The organism is Chryseobacterium ginsenosidimutans, assembly GCF_039536845.1.
In the GTDB taxonomy this organism is placed as follows: domain Bacteria; phylum Bacteroidota; class Bacteroidia; order Flavobacteriales; family Weeksellaceae; genus Chryseobacterium; species Chryseobacterium ginsenosidimutans_B.
This window is the reverse complement of the sequence record NZ_BAAAZJ010000010.1, coordinates 594,394-607,589: the sequence shown is the minus strand read 5'-3', so window position 1 is coordinate 607,589 and position 13,196 is coordinate 594,394. Positions and strand designations below refer to the sequence as shown.

The 13,196-nt window shown below is 33.7% G+C and carries 14 protein-coding genes; 10 read left to right on the top strand and 4 right to left on the bottom strand.

All coding sequences use genetic code 11. From position 1 onward, the window contains the following. Window positions 1–176: 176 nt before the first annotated feature. Complete coding sequence (gene pheA, locus ABD745_RS14680; protein WP_344831404.1) at window positions 177–1,025, bottom strand: prephenate dehydratase; 849 nt, start codon at window positions 1,023–1,025, stop codon at window positions 177–179. 151 nt (window positions 1,026–1,176) lie between these two features. After that, window positions 1,177–1,587, bottom strand: coding sequence for an acyl-CoA thioesterase (locus ABD745_RS14675; protein WP_344831402.1), 411 nt, complete (start codon window positions 1,585–1,587; stop codon window positions 1,177–1,179). A gap of 138 nt (window positions 1,588–1,725) precedes the next feature. On the opposite strand from ABD745_RS14675, the gene dnaA reads away from it, so the two are divergent. The 5 genes from dnaA (at window position 1,726) to ABD745_RS14650 (ending at window position 5,396) form a co-directional block, all read left to right on the top strand. Next, window positions 1,726–3,180, top strand: a complete 1,455-nt coding sequence (dnaA, locus tag ABD745_RS14670) for a chromosomal replication initiator protein DnaA (protein WP_344831400.1) — start codon at window positions 1,726–1,728, stop codon at window positions 3,178–3,180. A 111-nt stretch (window positions 3,181–3,291) separates the two neighbouring features. Further along, entirely contained in the window at window positions 3,292–3,741 is a 450-nt protein-coding gene (locus tag ABD745_RS14665) for a low molecular weight protein-tyrosine-phosphatase (RefSeq protein WP_344831398.1), read from the top strand. A 1-nt stretch (window position 3,742) separates the two neighbouring features. Beyond that, complete coding sequence (locus ABD745_RS14660; RefSeq protein ID WP_344831396.1) at window positions 3,743–4,243, top strand: Cif family virulence factor; 501 nt, start codon at window positions 3,743–3,745, stop codon at window positions 4,241–4,243. 4 nt (window positions 4,244–4,247) lie between these two features. Next, entirely contained in the window at window positions 4,248–4,946 is a 699-nt protein-coding gene (locus tag ABD745_RS14655) for an SAM-dependent methyltransferase (protein WP_344831394.1), read from the top strand. Window positions 4,947–5,018: 72 nt separating this feature from the next. Continuing rightward, window positions 5,019–5,396 (top strand): hypothetical protein, encoded by a 378-nt coding sequence (locus ABD745_RS14650; protein WP_344831392.1) that lies wholly within the window; start codon window positions 5,019–5,021, stop codon window positions 5,394–5,396. 52 nt (window positions 5,397–5,448) lie between these two features. Here the strand turns inward: ABD745_RS14650 and ABD745_RS14645 are convergent, their stop codons facing one another. Then, a complete protein-coding gene (locus ABD745_RS14645; protein WP_344831390.1) occupies window positions 5,449–6,312 on the bottom strand; it encodes a DUF4349 domain-containing protein in 864 nt (287 codons plus the stop codon). 149 nt (window positions 6,313–6,461) lie between these two features. Here ABD745_RS14645 and ABD745_RS14640 point away from each other — a divergent pair, with 149 nt between their 5' ends. Continuing rightward, window positions 6,462–7,529: a DUF2891 domain-containing protein gene (locus tag ABD745_RS14640; RefSeq protein WP_344831388.1), complete on the top strand. Its 1,068-nt coding sequence runs from the start codon at window positions 6,462–6,464 to the stop codon at window positions 7,527–7,529. On the opposite strand, the gene ABD745_RS14635 is transcribed toward ABD745_RS14640, so the two are convergent. Further along, window positions 7,526–7,999, bottom strand: coding sequence for an Mpo1 family 2-hydroxy fatty acid dioxygenase (locus ABD745_RS14635; protein ID WP_344831384.1), 474 nt, complete (start codon window positions 7,997–7,999; stop codon window positions 7,526–7,528). The two genes, ABD745_RS14640 and ABD745_RS14635, sit on opposite strands and share 4 nt — an antisense overlap. Before the next feature lie 70 nt (window positions 8,000–8,069). Here ABD745_RS14635 and ABD745_RS14630 point away from each other — a divergent pair, with 70 nt between their 5' ends. The 4 genes from ABD745_RS14630 to ABD745_RS14615 all read left to right on the top strand — a co-directional run bounded on the left by ABD745_RS14630 (window position 8,070) and on the right by ABD745_RS14615 (window position 13,150). Beyond that, complete coding sequence (locus ABD745_RS14630; protein WP_344831381.1) at window positions 8,070–8,915, top strand: helix-turn-helix domain-containing protein; 846 nt, start codon at window positions 8,070–8,072, stop codon at window positions 8,913–8,915. An 89-nt stretch (window positions 8,916–9,004) separates the two neighbouring features. Next, window positions 9,005–10,315, top strand: a complete 1,311-nt coding sequence (locus tag ABD745_RS14625; RefSeq protein ID WP_344831376.1) for a TolC family protein — start codon at window positions 9,005–9,007, stop codon at window positions 10,313–10,315. A 25-nt stretch (window positions 10,316–10,340) separates the two neighbouring features. Beyond that, window positions 10,341–11,453 carry an HlyD family secretion protein gene (locus tag ABD745_RS14620; protein ID WP_344831374.1) on the top strand — a complete coding sequence of 371 codons (1,113 nt, stop codon included), beginning with the start codon at window positions 10,341–10,343 and terminating at the stop codon, window positions 11,451–11,453. 104 nt (window positions 11,454–11,557) lie between these two features. After that, window positions 11,558–13,150 (top strand): MFS transporter, encoded by a 1,593-nt coding sequence (locus tag ABD745_RS14615; RefSeq protein ID WP_344831369.1) that lies wholly within the window; start codon window positions 11,558–11,560, stop codon window positions 13,148–13,150. Window positions 13,151–13,196 lie beyond the last annotated feature (46 nt).

The following is a 13,196-nucleotide window of genomic DNA, read 5'->3' as shown; positions in this document are numbered from 1 at the left end:
TAGGTTTCGAAAAGTGTTTATCTAATTATGTATTTAAAATTACTGATTAACTATTTGATGAATAGTAGCTTATGTTAAAGGTAAGCATTTTTTTTCAATTATAAACCAAGGTTTTACGAATTAAATTTTAAAAATGTCAGAAAGACAAGAAATGCATTGACAGTCTCAGAGATTAATTAACTTTCTAAAAGAAATTCTTTATAATTTCCAAGAAAGTCAACTTTTACATCTAAAGTTTTTAATTCCTCTAAAGCATTTTGATATAAGGCAGATTCCCACTTTCCGACTACATTGATGAAGAAAAAATAATTTCCCAATCCCGTTTTCAATGTTCTGGATTCTATTTTGCTAAGATTCATTTTTCGCCATGCAAAAACTGATAAAACCTGATGGAGTCCCCCTGCATGATCTTCAGGAAGTGTAATTAACATTCCCGATTTTTCGCCCAAAATATTTAAATTATTGTTCTCATAAACATTCTGATTTTTGGAAATAATAATAAATCGGGTATGATTTTGTTCAAAATCCTGAATATTTCTGTGAATAATTTTTAAACCATACAAATTAGCAGCAAACTGATTGGCAACTGCTGCCAAATTTCTGTCTGGATTTTCTGAAACATGCTTTGCCGCCCCCGCTGTGGAAGAATAATCCTGTTTTTGAACTTTTTTGAACTGTTTGTCCAAAAAATGAAAACTTTGAGCTAAAGCCTGTGGATGCGAGTAAATTTTCTCAATATTTTCGACATTACAATCAGGATGTACCATCAAATGATGAGCAATCGGCATTATAGCCTCTGCTTCAATCTTGATCTGGGGCGTTTTATATAAATAATCCAGCGTCATAGAAACCGTTCCCTCAATTGAATTTTCCAGCGGAACAACAGCTTTTTCGACTTCTCCGTTTTCTACAGCGATAAAACAATCTAAAATATTTGCTTGCGGCAAAAGTTCTTCATTCGGGAAAAGCTGGGTAGCAGCAAGTTGTGTAAAACTTGCTTGTGGGCCCAAGTAGGCGATTTTCATTATATTTTTTATTTTTTTATTTGATTAAAACTTTTTTTAACTGAAAAGTTCCAAATTCTTAAGATTTTTATGAAGGGACTTGAATGTATTGTAATATTACATCAAAAACTTAAAAGACTGAAATTTAAAATTAGAGTCTGGTTTTGCAGTCTTACTCAGTCCAATTTTCTTTAATTAGTTTCATCAGGTAGTCCGGACATTTTATTACTTTATTGGTTTTTGCATCCAAAAAGAAAAGGGTAGTTGAAGCTTCTGTAATTTTAATATTTTCTTCGTTGAAAATTTCATATTCGAATTCAATTCTTACTCCCGGAATTTTTTTTACATAAGTATGAATTTCTAATTTTTCATCATAAAAAGCCGGGCGCAAATACTTAATTTTGTAATCCGAAACAGGAAGCCAAATTCCTTGATTTTCAATCTCGTTATACGACATTCCTATGCTTCGGAAAAGCTCAACTCTGCCAATTTCAAAGTACTGTGCATAGTTGCCGTAATAAACGTATTTCATGGGGTCTGTTTCTCCGTAACGCACTCTTAATGAATGTTTTGTATGTATCATTTTTATTACTCTATTATACATACAAATATATTTTTAAATAATCAATAACCGCAAAATTTTTTTTTAAAATAAAAAAATGAGACCTTTGTCCTCCTTCTGAAAAACAGTACAAACTAAAGAATCAATCAGGGCTTAATTATGGATGGAAATTTAATGTTGATATGGCAGAAATGCATTCAGTTCATGCGCGATAATTTGAACGCTGCTGAAGACAATTCTGATCTGAAAAAACTTGAAAAATCTTTCGATTTATTATTCGACAAGGTACAGCCGATTTCATTGGTTGACAACAACCTTACGTTGATGGTACCGAGTGATTTTTACAAGGAATATATAGAGGACAATTACCTGTCCTTACTTTCTGCTGCCCTGAAGAAAAATATAGGAAAAGGAGTGAAATTATGGTATTCTGTAATGGAAAATAAACCGGCTGGTTTAGAAAAACCCGTTACAATGAATATGAAGGGGAAAAGTGTTCCTACTCCCAGAGTGCAGGAAACAATGCCGCAAGGTTTTTCGTCTAATATTGTGAACCCGTTTGTGGTTCCGGGAATCAAGAAGGTAAATATTGATTCTAACTTAAAATCAGATTTCTCTTTCGATAATTATGTAGAAGGAGAAAGTAATAAATTTGCTGCAACAGTAGCAAGATCAATCGCTAAAAGACCGGGTGCAACGGCTTTCAACCCATTATTTTTATACGGAGGTTATGGTGTTGGAAAAACTCACTTAGGACAAGCTGTAGGTTTGGAAGTAAAAAGTCAGTTTCCTGATAAGGTAGTGCTTTATCTGTCTTCCGAAAAATTTATTCAGCAATTCATTTCGGCAGCAAAAGCTCATAAACAAACGGAATTTGCAAATTTCTATCAAATGGTTGATGTTCTGATCATTGATGATATTCAGTTCCTTTCCGGGAAATCTGCAACTCAGGACAGTTTCTTCCATATTTTCGATCATTTGCATCAAAACGGAAAGCAGATTATCCTTACTTCTGATAAGGCTCCTGCAGATATTATGGATATTCAGGACAGGATTGTTTCGCGTTTCAAATGGGGACTGTCTGCAGAAATTAAATCTCCGGATGTACAAACCCGTAAGAAAATTATTGTTGATAAATTGAGCAGAGACGGAATCGTTCTGACTGATGACATGCTGGATTTTCTTGCTGTTGAAACAAAAACAAACGTAAGAGAGCTTATCGGGGTTATCAATTCTGTGATTGCCTATTCTACAGTCTATAAAACAGATTTAAGCCTGGAATTGCTGAAAGATACAATCAGTAAAATCGCTGCAAACCAGAAAAAAATTATCAATATTCCTTATATTCAGGATGTTGTGTGTGATTATTTTGGTATTAAAAGAGAGCAGCTTTTGTCTAAAACAAGAAAAAGAGAAATTGCTCTTCCAAGACAATTGGCAATGTATTTTTCAAAAGAACTTACAAATGCTACTTTCACTAAAATTGGTGAAGAAATGGGAGGTAAAGACCACTCAACAGTAATGTACGCCTGCGACACAATTAAAGATGTTTCTAAGATTGACAAAGAGGTGAAGAAGTATGTGAAGGAATTGAGTGAGAGAATTAAACAATAAGAAATAATTTAAGTTAAATATAGAAAATGGAGAATAATTTTATTCTTCATTTTTTGTTTAGCTTTGTTGATTAAATAAAATTTTTAGTCATTAAATTTTAAATCAAAAACAATGAAAATATTAATGGTTTGTTTGGGAAATATTTGCAGAAGTCCTTTGGCAGAAGGAATTATGAAAACAAAAGTCCCTGAAAACTTTTTTGTAGATTCAGCCGGAACAATTTCTATGCACGAAGGAAAACATCCCGACAAAAGAGCAATAAAAACGGCAGCAAATCATAATATTGATATTTCAAAACAGAGATCAAGACCTATTATGACAGCAGATTTTGAAAAATTTGATAAAATTTACTGTATGGATATCGATGTGATGGCAGATGTTGTTTCAAAAACAAGTAATGAGGAACAGAGACAGAAAGTATCTTTGTTTATGGAGGTTTTAGGAGATCATAAAAATGCAGAAATTCCTGATCCTTATTGGGGCGGGATGGAAGATTTTGAAAATGTTTTTCAGCTGTTGGATAAAGGTTGTGATGCAATTAAAAGCCAAATTCTAAATTAATATGAAAATCTTTTTAGTTTTATTTTTGTTAAGTTTCAATTGTATTTTTGCTCAGTCCAAAGATGAAATCGCGATCAGAAAAGTAATGGATGATTTTATGGGCTGCATTAAATCCAGAGACGAAGCAAAGTTTCTGTCTTTGTTTCAGGACCCTGTACTTTGGACAGGAATTTTTACAGCACGCTCTCATGCAAAACTTTTAGAGAAAGATCCGAAGGCAGAAAGTTTTTTTACAGATGATTATAAAGCATTTATCAGGAGTTTTAAAGATGATAAATCGGAAGAGAAATTTGATAATATTAAAATTATTGAAGACGGATCAATCGCTTCTGCCAATTTTGATTACAGCTTTTGGTATGATGGGAAAATGGAAAATTGGGGCAAAGAAATCTGGACTTTAATGAAAATAAACGGAGTCTGGAAAATTAGCTCAGTTTCATTTTCAATGGATTTAACAAAATATTACCCACAACCTTCTTTAAAAGAAAGAACTAAAAAATAATACAATGCTTTTTTTACTTCCAGCTTATCTTTCCGAAAACACTTCAATTACGCATTTTTCACCCGTCATCAAAGAATACATCATGCAAACTGATTATTTTTTTGTAGAAAATGAAAAAACAGCCAGAAAGGTTGTTAAATTTTTTGCTCCGGAGAAAAAACAGTCGGATCTGAAACTTTATCTTTTAGACAAATACACTGAAAATGCAGATATCAAAGAAGCTCAGGAATTAATGCTTAAAGGTCAGGATTTCGGATTGCTTTCGGAAGCCGGACTTCCTTGCATTGCCGATCCGGGAAATTTAATTGTAAAATGGTGTCATGAAAAAAATATCAGAGTTATTCCTATTTCAGGGCCTTCGTCGATTATTTTAGCATTGATTTCGAGTGGTTTTAATGGACAGGAATTTACTTTTAATGGATATCTTCCGATTGAAAAAGGAGAAAAGAAAAAGCAGATTCTGCATTTGGAAAATATGGTTCAAAAAAGTGGCTATTCTCAGATTTTCATGGAAACACCTTACAGAAATAATGTGCTTTTTGAAGATTTAACGAAGTTTTTATCTCCAAATACAAAGTTGTGTATTGCTGCAAACATCAACGATCCGGAGCATGAATTCATCAAAACAAAAACCATCAAAGAATGGCAGAAACAAAAACCGGAACTGCATAAAATCCCGGCTGTATTTGTTTTAGGTAAATAACTTTAACATGCGTTAACGTAACCTTTGCATCATTCTTGTCTATTATCAAGCATAACTTTAAAAAATTAAATTATGTCTGAAAAAAAATTAGCAGGACTCTGGATTGACAGTGAAAAAGCTGTCGTTGTAAAAAATCATGATGCTCAAAATGCATTTAAATTTTTCCTTTGCAGTCCTGTAAAAGCAGAAATTCAACACGGAAATTCGAGTGAAAACGCAGGAAACAATGCTGAAAGAACCAATAAAGTGAAATTCTTTAAAGAAATAGAACATTTACTAACCAACTCTCAGGAGGTTTATATTACTGGTCCCGGAAAAATTCAGGAAGAATTGAAGCATTATCTTCATGATACAGCTCAATTCAAAAATCTGGATATCACGTTGGATACAGCACAACAAATGTCTGATGAGGAGGTTTTAGAAAAGGTGAAAAATCATTTTAATGCTTAAAATTTGACTTAAAATATAAAATCCGAATAGTAATCAATATTCGGATTTTTATTTATTTTTTTCTTTTCGCTCGCCATTTTCTCCAACCGAAAATAATTAAAGGAATCAATAAAAAAAATGGCCACAAAGATGTTGCTCCAAGGAAAAAAGTAACAAAACTATTCCAACCTTCTGTCAGAGAATTTCCAAACCGACTTCCAAAACCTATTTTTGAAGTGGCAGAACTTCTTACTTTTTCTTTATATAAACTTAAATTCAGGGTGCTGTAGTTCACACGATCATCAATAAACCGAAGTTTGCCTTCCGAAACATCAATCTCATCTTCCAGTTCACGGATATTTTCCTGAATTTCTAAAATATCTTTTGTTGTTTTCGCGCTTTTCAACATATCCCGATATTTTTCAAGATATATTTTCTTATTCGCTAACTTTATAGAAACGTCGGTATATTCTTCTGTCACGTCATTTGACGAAATATTTTTCGATAAAACAGAGCCGACTCCATCAGAAAAAGAATTCACTAAGGCATCAAAATTTTTATGCGGAACTCTGATAATAAGATCTAAATTTTCATCTGTATCTGTATTCTGAAACTCTTCTTTTTGAGTATAAGCCTTGTTTTTCTTTAAGATTTCATTCACTTGATTCTGAGCTTTTTTAATATCTCCAACCTGAATTCTCATCTCTCCGTTTTTGATAATTTTTTTTGAAATCGTATCGATTTTATTTGGTGAATCAGGAGTACTTCCAACTTTATTGTCAGGCATTAGTTTTTCAGATATTGTACTCGGTGGCGGAATATTAGCTGCTTTATCTTCCTGTACAACATCAACTAAACTAGCATTTAGAGACTGGTTTTCATTTTTTTTACAATTAACAAGTAGAAGACAAAATAAAGGCAAAAATAATTTTTTCATGAATAAAATTTTGATCAATTTTATCAAAAACCATGCTTAAAATTTAGATTTAATTATAAATTTTTAATAAATAGTAATCTTTTATGTAAATGTTTTATTTAATGTTATTTTAAACCGGCAAAAATCAATTTATTTTATATTTTTATTGAATGAAAAAAAGTCTTTTCGCAATTGTGTTTTCTCCATTTTTGATGTATGCTCAGGAACTTCCAAAACTGACGGACGAAATGGCAATCAAATTATCCGAAAAACCACTTCACTGCATCAATCAGGAATATCCGAACAAAACGGCGCATATTATCAATACTGCGAACGAGGTTCCGTTAAGCCCTAAAGATCTGCACCCGACTTTTTATGGTTGTTTCGACTGGCATAGCTCTGTTCATGGGCATTGGATGTTGGTTCGCTTATTAAAGACAAAACCTAATTTATCAATTGCTAAAGACATTGAAAAAATTCTTGATAATTCGTTTCAGAAAGAAAATCTTCAAACTGAAGCAGATTATTTTACAAAATATGAGTTAACAAATACATTTGAAAGAACTTATGGCTGGGCTTGGCTGTTAAAGCTTGATGAAGAATTATTAACCTGGGATAATCCGAAGGCGAAAATCTGGCATCAGAATTTAAAACCTTTAACGGATAAAATTTTAACTTCATGGAAAACTTATCTGCCAAAACAAACCTATCCGAACAGAACGGGAGTTCATCCAAATACAGCTTTTGCCATGGTATTTGCGCTCGATTGGGCAAGAGAAAATCATGATAAAGATTTCGAAAATCAATTAATAGAAAGAGCAAAATATTTTTATTTAAATAACACAAAAACACCTGCTTATCTTGAGCCGGATGGTTCCGATTTCTTTTCACCGAGTTTAGAAATTGCAGATTTAATGCGAAGAGTTCTTCCTCAAAAAGAATTTGTAAAATGGTTAAATAATTTCTACGAAAAGCGAAGTTTGGAGAATATTGAAAAGATTCCGGTGGTAAGTGATCTGAGTGATTACCAAACGGTTCATTTGGTCGGATTATCCTTCACAAAAGCCTGGTGTATGAAAGGAATTGCCAAGTCGCTTCCTGACAATCATCCTTTGAAAAAAGATTTTCAGAAAACGGCAACAGTGTTTTTGAATAACGGACTTCCCTTACTTTTCCAGGGGAATTATGGTGGAGATCATTGGCTGGCGAGTTTCGCAGTTTATGCTTTGGAAGATTAATACTTGATTCCCAGTTTTTTAAGGATAAAACTTAAAAGCCAGATCGGTCCAACTAAAAGGAATTGTAAATCTTTCAGGAAAGATGGTTTTTTGCCTTCAATTTTATGCCCGACAAACTGTAAAATCCAAGTGACAATAAAAACAGCGAGATAGACAATCCATGAATTTTCTCTAAAACGAATATTGACTCCGTAAGCGAAACTTTCCATTAAAGTCATCAAAAAAATCATAATTAGACCAATTAAAAAAGAAAGTCTCATATAAAAAACAGTGACTAAAGCCATCACAGCAAGGCTTACATAACTAATTTCACCAATATATTTAAAGCCAATTGATTTTGATGGAATAAGAGAGATAAAACCCAAAATTGTCCAGAAAATCAAAGGTACACAGATCCAGTGAATGAATTTGTTGGTCGCGTTTCTGTGACTTTCGCTATATTCTGCAAATAATAAATCAATCTTTCTCATAATAGAAATTTGTAAAACACTAAAATAATAAATTTTTGCAATCACTGGATATATTGGTTAAATTTGTGCTATGTCTGTCTTAGAAAAATTCGGAGTTGAAATTTTTACACAACATAATATTTTCGAGAGAATCGCTGTCGATAAGCCTTTTCGTCCTGAAAATCCTGCATTTATTTTCATTAAAACCGGAAGCATAAAACTTCGTCAGCATTTCAGTGATCTGGAGCTTTCTGCCAATATGTTTATGGTAACGGATCCGCAGACAGTGTATGAAATGATTTCTGTAAGTGATGATTTTCAGTCGAGAATGGTTTCTTATAAAAGAGAATTTATTTCAGCTTTGTCTTTGAGATTCAATCGATTAATTGGTTACCGATATTTTAGACAACAAATGAATAGGGGAGTTCCATTTGATCCGGATGAAATGGAAGTAGTCTGGAAAAGTGTAAATTTTCTTAAATATATTCTAGATACAGAAACTGAAATTTTGTATAAAAAAGAAGTGGTAGAGCATCTTTTTTCAGTTTTTTGTTATCAAATGGCAGGTATTATTTCCACAGAAGACAGTAATTCTATAAGTCAGATGTCGAGGCAGGAAGAAATTGTTTTTATTTTTTTAACTGACCTTGCAGAAAATCACCAAAAAGAACGGACAGTGGAGTTTTATGCCGAACGTCAATCGATTACAACCAGACATCTTTCTTCGGTTATCAAGACGGTTACAGGAAAGTCGGCGAGTCAGATTATTTCTTCCATTGTGATTAATGAAGCAAAGGTACTTTTAAACTCATCGAATAAGCCAGTTTCGGAGATTTCAAATGCGCTTGGTTTTAGTGATCAATACTCGTTTTCTCACTTTTTTAAGAAACATTTGGAGGTGAGCCCGTCACAATATCGCAATCAGTTTGAAAGTTAAAATCCTACATTTGAACATCTTTTTCCAATTCTCAAACATTTGTTTGATTTCATTGCTGTCATAACTTTGCCTATGTAAAACAAGGTAAAATGGTACATAATATAAAAGCAGCAATATCACTCGTGATAGCTTTATTTCCGGCGCTGTTTTTTTCACAAGAGATAAGAAAAATGACCGCGAATGAAGTCGCCGAACTGGCGGTTCAGAATCATCAGCAGTTAAAGGTTTCTGCTCAGAATATTGATATTGCAAAACAGAATATCAACGTTACAAAACTTCAGAAACTGCCTGCAATTACAGCATCTATGAGCCAATTTTATTTAGGGGATGTAATTGCGATTGACAAAGATTTTTCAAATTCAACCAATATTCCGATGCCGCATTACGGGAGTTCGTACGCTGTACAGGCTACTCAATTGATTTTCAAAGGTGGATTGGTGAATAAATCTATCGAACTGGCGGGACTTCGTGAACAATTAACAAAATTAGATTTTGAAAAAAATAAACAGGATGTGAAATTTCTGGTGATCTCTAATTATTTAGATATTTATAAAATTTTAAATCAGGAATCTGTCTTTCAGAACAACAAAAAACTGGCTCAGGAGAGATTAAAAAATATCCAGAAATTTTATCAGCAAGGAATGGTGACACGAAATGAAGCCATTCGTGGTGAACTGGCAATCAAAAACTTAGATCAGGGAATTTTAACGTTGGCTAATAATAAGAAAATCCTTAATTATAATTTAAGTATTGCTTTGGGTTTACCTGTTGATACTGAGATTATTCCGATTGAAGATTTAAACAACAAAGAATCAGGAATCGGAATCGATTATTATATGAATTTAGCGCACAGCAGCAATCCGCAAATGAAATCAGCCAAAACAAATATTGATGTTGCCGATAAGAATATCGAAATCATTAAAACCGATAAAATGCCTACTGTGGCCGGATTCGGAGGATATAGCTTACAAAGACCTATCACCAGCAGAAATCCTGTTGTAGATATGTATGCGGGAGGCTGGCAAACGGGCGTTTCTCTGAGCTATAATATTGATAATCTGTTTAAAACGAAGGAAAGAGTAAAGCTTGGTCAACTTCAGAAAATACAGGCAAGTGATGCAATGATTTTAGTTCAGGATAATATTAATATGGCGGTAAATGCAGCGTATGTAAAATATCAGGAATCTATTCAGCAAGCTGAGATTCTTAATGATTCCAAAAGATTAGCCGAAGAAAACTATAAGATAACAGAAGCTAAGTATTTGAATCAATTAGCGGTACAGGCAGAAATGATTGACGCGCAAAATCAAAAATTACAGTCAGAATTGGATTATGCGAATGGAGAAATCAACGTTTTGTATCAATATTATAATCTTCTGAAATCTACGGGAACTCTTTAATTTTTAAAAACTAAAAAACAAAACAATGGAAAACAAGGAACAAAATATTCAAAATACACAGCCAGCTCCAGCGACATCAAGTGCTGAAATAAAGAAAAAAGAAACCAAAAAGAATAAATTTAAAGCAATTATCTCAAATATTGTTGTCTTTCTGATCATTGGTTTTGGTCTGTATTGGTTAGTTCGTCAATATTTCCACATCGGAGATAAAACTTATACAGAAGCGGCTCAGGTTGAGGAGTTTATTAATCCGATCAACACACGAGTTTCAGCTTATATCAAAGAAATTAAATTCATTGAACATCAAAACGTTAAAAAAGGTGACACTTTGGTTGTTTTGGATGACCGCGAAATTTTAACACAAATCGGTCAGGCAGAAGCAGCTTATCAAAACGCTTTGGCTCAACGAGTTGCAACTGGCTCGTCTGTGAACACCGTTTCCAATAACGTAAATGTAATGGAATCCAATATTGCGGGAGCAAAAGCAAGACTTTGGAATGCCGAACAGAATTTAAACCGATACAAAAATCTTTTGACAGCCGAAGCGGTGACCAAACAGCAATACGATCAGGTGAAAACTGAGTACGATGCTCAAAAAGCTGCTTACGAAATGTTGGTTAATCAAAAGCAATCCGCCAACCTTTCCACAACAGAAGTAAAAAGCAAATTCGGAATTATTGATGCAGAAATCAAAAGAACAAAATCTGCTTTGGATATGGCAAAAATCAACCTTTCTTATACGGTAATTACGGCACCTTACGATGGTGTGATGGGTAGAAGAGCGATTTCTGAAGGACAATTAATCCAACCCGGGCAACAAGTGGCAACCATTGTTCTGAACGGACAAAAATGGGTAACCGCTAATTTCTTGGAGAGCCAAATGCCCAATATTAAGGTCGGAGAAAAAATGATGATGACCGCAGATGCGTTGGGCGGACAAAAATTTGAAGGTGTTGTAACGGCAATTTCTGCAGCAACCGGCTCAAGATATTCAAACGTTCCGACGGATAATTCAACGGGAAACTTTATCAAAGTTCAGCAAAGAATACCTGTAAGAATCGAGTTTACAGCTTCCAATAAGAAAGAAGATATCGCTAAACTGAGCGCAGGAATGAATATGAATATTAGTATTAATTAAGACATAAAGATTTCAGATATCAGATTCCAGACTTTGAAATGGAAAAATAATGAAGCAAGCTGGAAATCTGATATCTAATATCTGAAATCTAACATCTATAAAAAATGTATAACAAAGGATTATTTCACGATTGGGTACCAAAACCCGTACAGCTTTTATTAATAGTTTTATTGATGGCGATTGTGATGCCTCTTGGTGGGGTTTATACCGGAAATATCAGCTATATGGTCGGTGGAACGGGAGCACTTTCGGAAAATTATGTTTTTGCGAATTATGCTACTACAATTGGGATGGGAGCGTGTATGCCGATAGTTCTCAGACTGAAAATGAGATTCAAAATACGAAATAAAATTACTACCGTATTAGTTCTTTTAGGAATATTAAATTACATCAGTGCAACCACTTTACAACCGACGGTAATCATTGCATCTGCCTTGGTTTTAGGATTTTTAAAGATGATGGTGGCGATAGAATTATTTTTGCCGGTAATGGCAATGATCGGAAACCGAGGAATGTTTTATGGAGTATTTTACACATTTATTCTGGTTATGAATCAAGTGGCGGGATATTATGCGGTGAAGGTTTCCATTTTATATAACTGGCAGCAATTTTTTATAATAATTTCAATTATGTGCTTTATTTTGGCCTTAATTCAATGGATTTTTATGCACAATAAATATTTTGCGCTTAAAGTTCCGCTATATTATATCGATTGGTTGAGCATTCTGTTCTTCATTTCGACATTTATGTTTTCGGCGTATGTTTTTTCTTTCGGAAAACAGCAGGATTGGCTGAATTCAAATAACATTATTAATGCAAGTATCGCAGCTTTTGTGAGCTTTGCATTATTGGTGACGCGCCAGATCCATTTAAAAAGACCTTATTTATCATTTAAAATATTTTCACGAAGCAATGTCTTGAATGGTTTGTTCATGTTGCTCTGCCTTGGAATGTTTATGGGAACTATTTCGATTCAGAATATTTATGCGGTCGGGGTTTTGGGATATGATCAGTTGACGAATGCAAAATTAAGTTTACTCATGATTCCGGGAATCCTTTTGGCGGGTTTCATTGCGATAATTTGGTTTAAAAAAGATATTCCGTTAAAAATTTACATCTTTTTGGGATTTTCCGCGATGTTGGGATATTCTATCATCATGTATTTTTCGATGGTATTGGAATTTAATTATGAAAACTGGTATTTACCCCTGTTTTTAAAGGGTTACGGAATGGCAGCATTGTTCATCGGAGTTTGGTATTATACTTTAGATAAGCTTGAATTAAACGATATGTTGGCAGCAATCGGACTGTTTTTGGTCTGGAGAACTTTCTGGACGGTAGGCTTATTTTCAGCGCTGTTTTCATGGTTTCAGTACCAGTTTCAGATAGAGAGTTTGGGAGATTTGGCAGTTTATATGGATGGTTTAACGGTAAGTCCGCAAAATGTAGTTTCCAACATGAAAACGATCCAGCTTAATGCGATTATTGCTTCCAATAAAAAGATTTTCGGTTATATTATTTGGGTGGGATTTGCGATTTTAGCTTATGTTATGACGCATCATTTTGGAGCGGAACGTTTTAAGTTTGGTAGATTTATAAGGGTTTTACGCGGAAAATCCATCATTGCAAAAAGAAGAGTAAAAGAAAACAAACAGTTAGCAGAAGAACTAAAGGATGCTGCAGGTTCTGTAATGTAAAGAAACCTTGTTTTTCATGTGCAAAGCCCTGTTCTTTTTAGCTGAG

What these genes read in the sequence shown, in the direction of transcription:
- ABD745_RS14665 (WP_344831398.1), top strand. Translation starts at nt 3,292, where the DNA reads ATGAAAATATTAATGGTTTGTTTGGGAAATATTTGCAGAAGTCCTTTG.
- ABD745_RS14660 (WP_344831396.1), top strand. Translation starts at nt 3,743, where the DNA reads ATGAAAATCTTTTTAGTTTTATTTTTGTTAAGTTTCAATTGTATTTTT.
- ABD745_RS14640 (WP_344831388.1), top strand. Translation starts at nt 6,462, where the DNA reads ATGAAAAAAAGTCTTTTCGCAATTGTGTTTTCTCCATTTTTGATGTAT.
- ABD745_RS14675 (WP_344831402.1), bottom strand. Translation starts at nt 1,587, where the DNA reads ATGATACATACAAAACATTCATTAAGAGTGCGTTACGGAGAAACAGAC.
- ABD745_RS14625 (WP_344831376.1), top strand. Translation starts at nt 9,005, where the DNA reads ATGGTACATAATATAAAAGCAGCAATATCACTCGTGATAGCTTTATTT.
- dnaA (WP_344831400.1), top strand. Translation starts at nt 1,726, where the DNA reads ATGGATGGAAATTTAATGTTGATATGGCAGAAATGCATTCAGTTCATG.
- ABD745_RS14645 (WP_344831390.1), bottom strand. Translation starts at nt 6,312, where the DNA reads ATGAAAAAATTATTTTTGCCTTTATTTTGTCTTCTACTTGTTAATTGT.
- pheA (WP_344831404.1), bottom strand. Translation starts at nt 1,025, where the DNA reads ATGAAAATCGCCTACTTGGGCCCACAAGCAAGTTTTACACAACTTGCT.
- ABD745_RS14655 (WP_344831394.1), top strand. Translation starts at nt 4,248, where the DNA reads ATGCTTTTTTTACTTCCAGCTTATCTTTCCGAAAACACTTCAATTACG.
- ABD745_RS14650 (WP_344831392.1), top strand. Translation starts at nt 5,019, where the DNA reads ATGTCTGAAAAAAAATTAGCAGGACTCTGGATTGACAGTGAAAAAGCT.
- ABD745_RS14620 (WP_344831374.1), top strand. Translation starts at nt 10,341, where the DNA reads ATGGAAAACAAGGAACAAAATATTCAAAATACACAGCCAGCTCCAGCG.
- ABD745_RS14635 (WP_344831384.1), bottom strand. Translation starts at nt 7,999, where the DNA reads ATGAGAAAGATTGATTTATTATTTGCAGAATATAGCGAAAGTCACAGA.
- ABD745_RS14615 (WP_344831369.1), top strand. Translation starts at nt 11,558, where the DNA reads ATGTATAACAAAGGATTATTTCACGATTGGGTACCAAAACCCGTACAG.
- ABD745_RS14630 (WP_344831381.1), top strand. Translation starts at nt 8,070, where the DNA reads ATGTCTGTCTTAGAAAAATTCGGAGTTGAAATTTTTACACAACATAAT.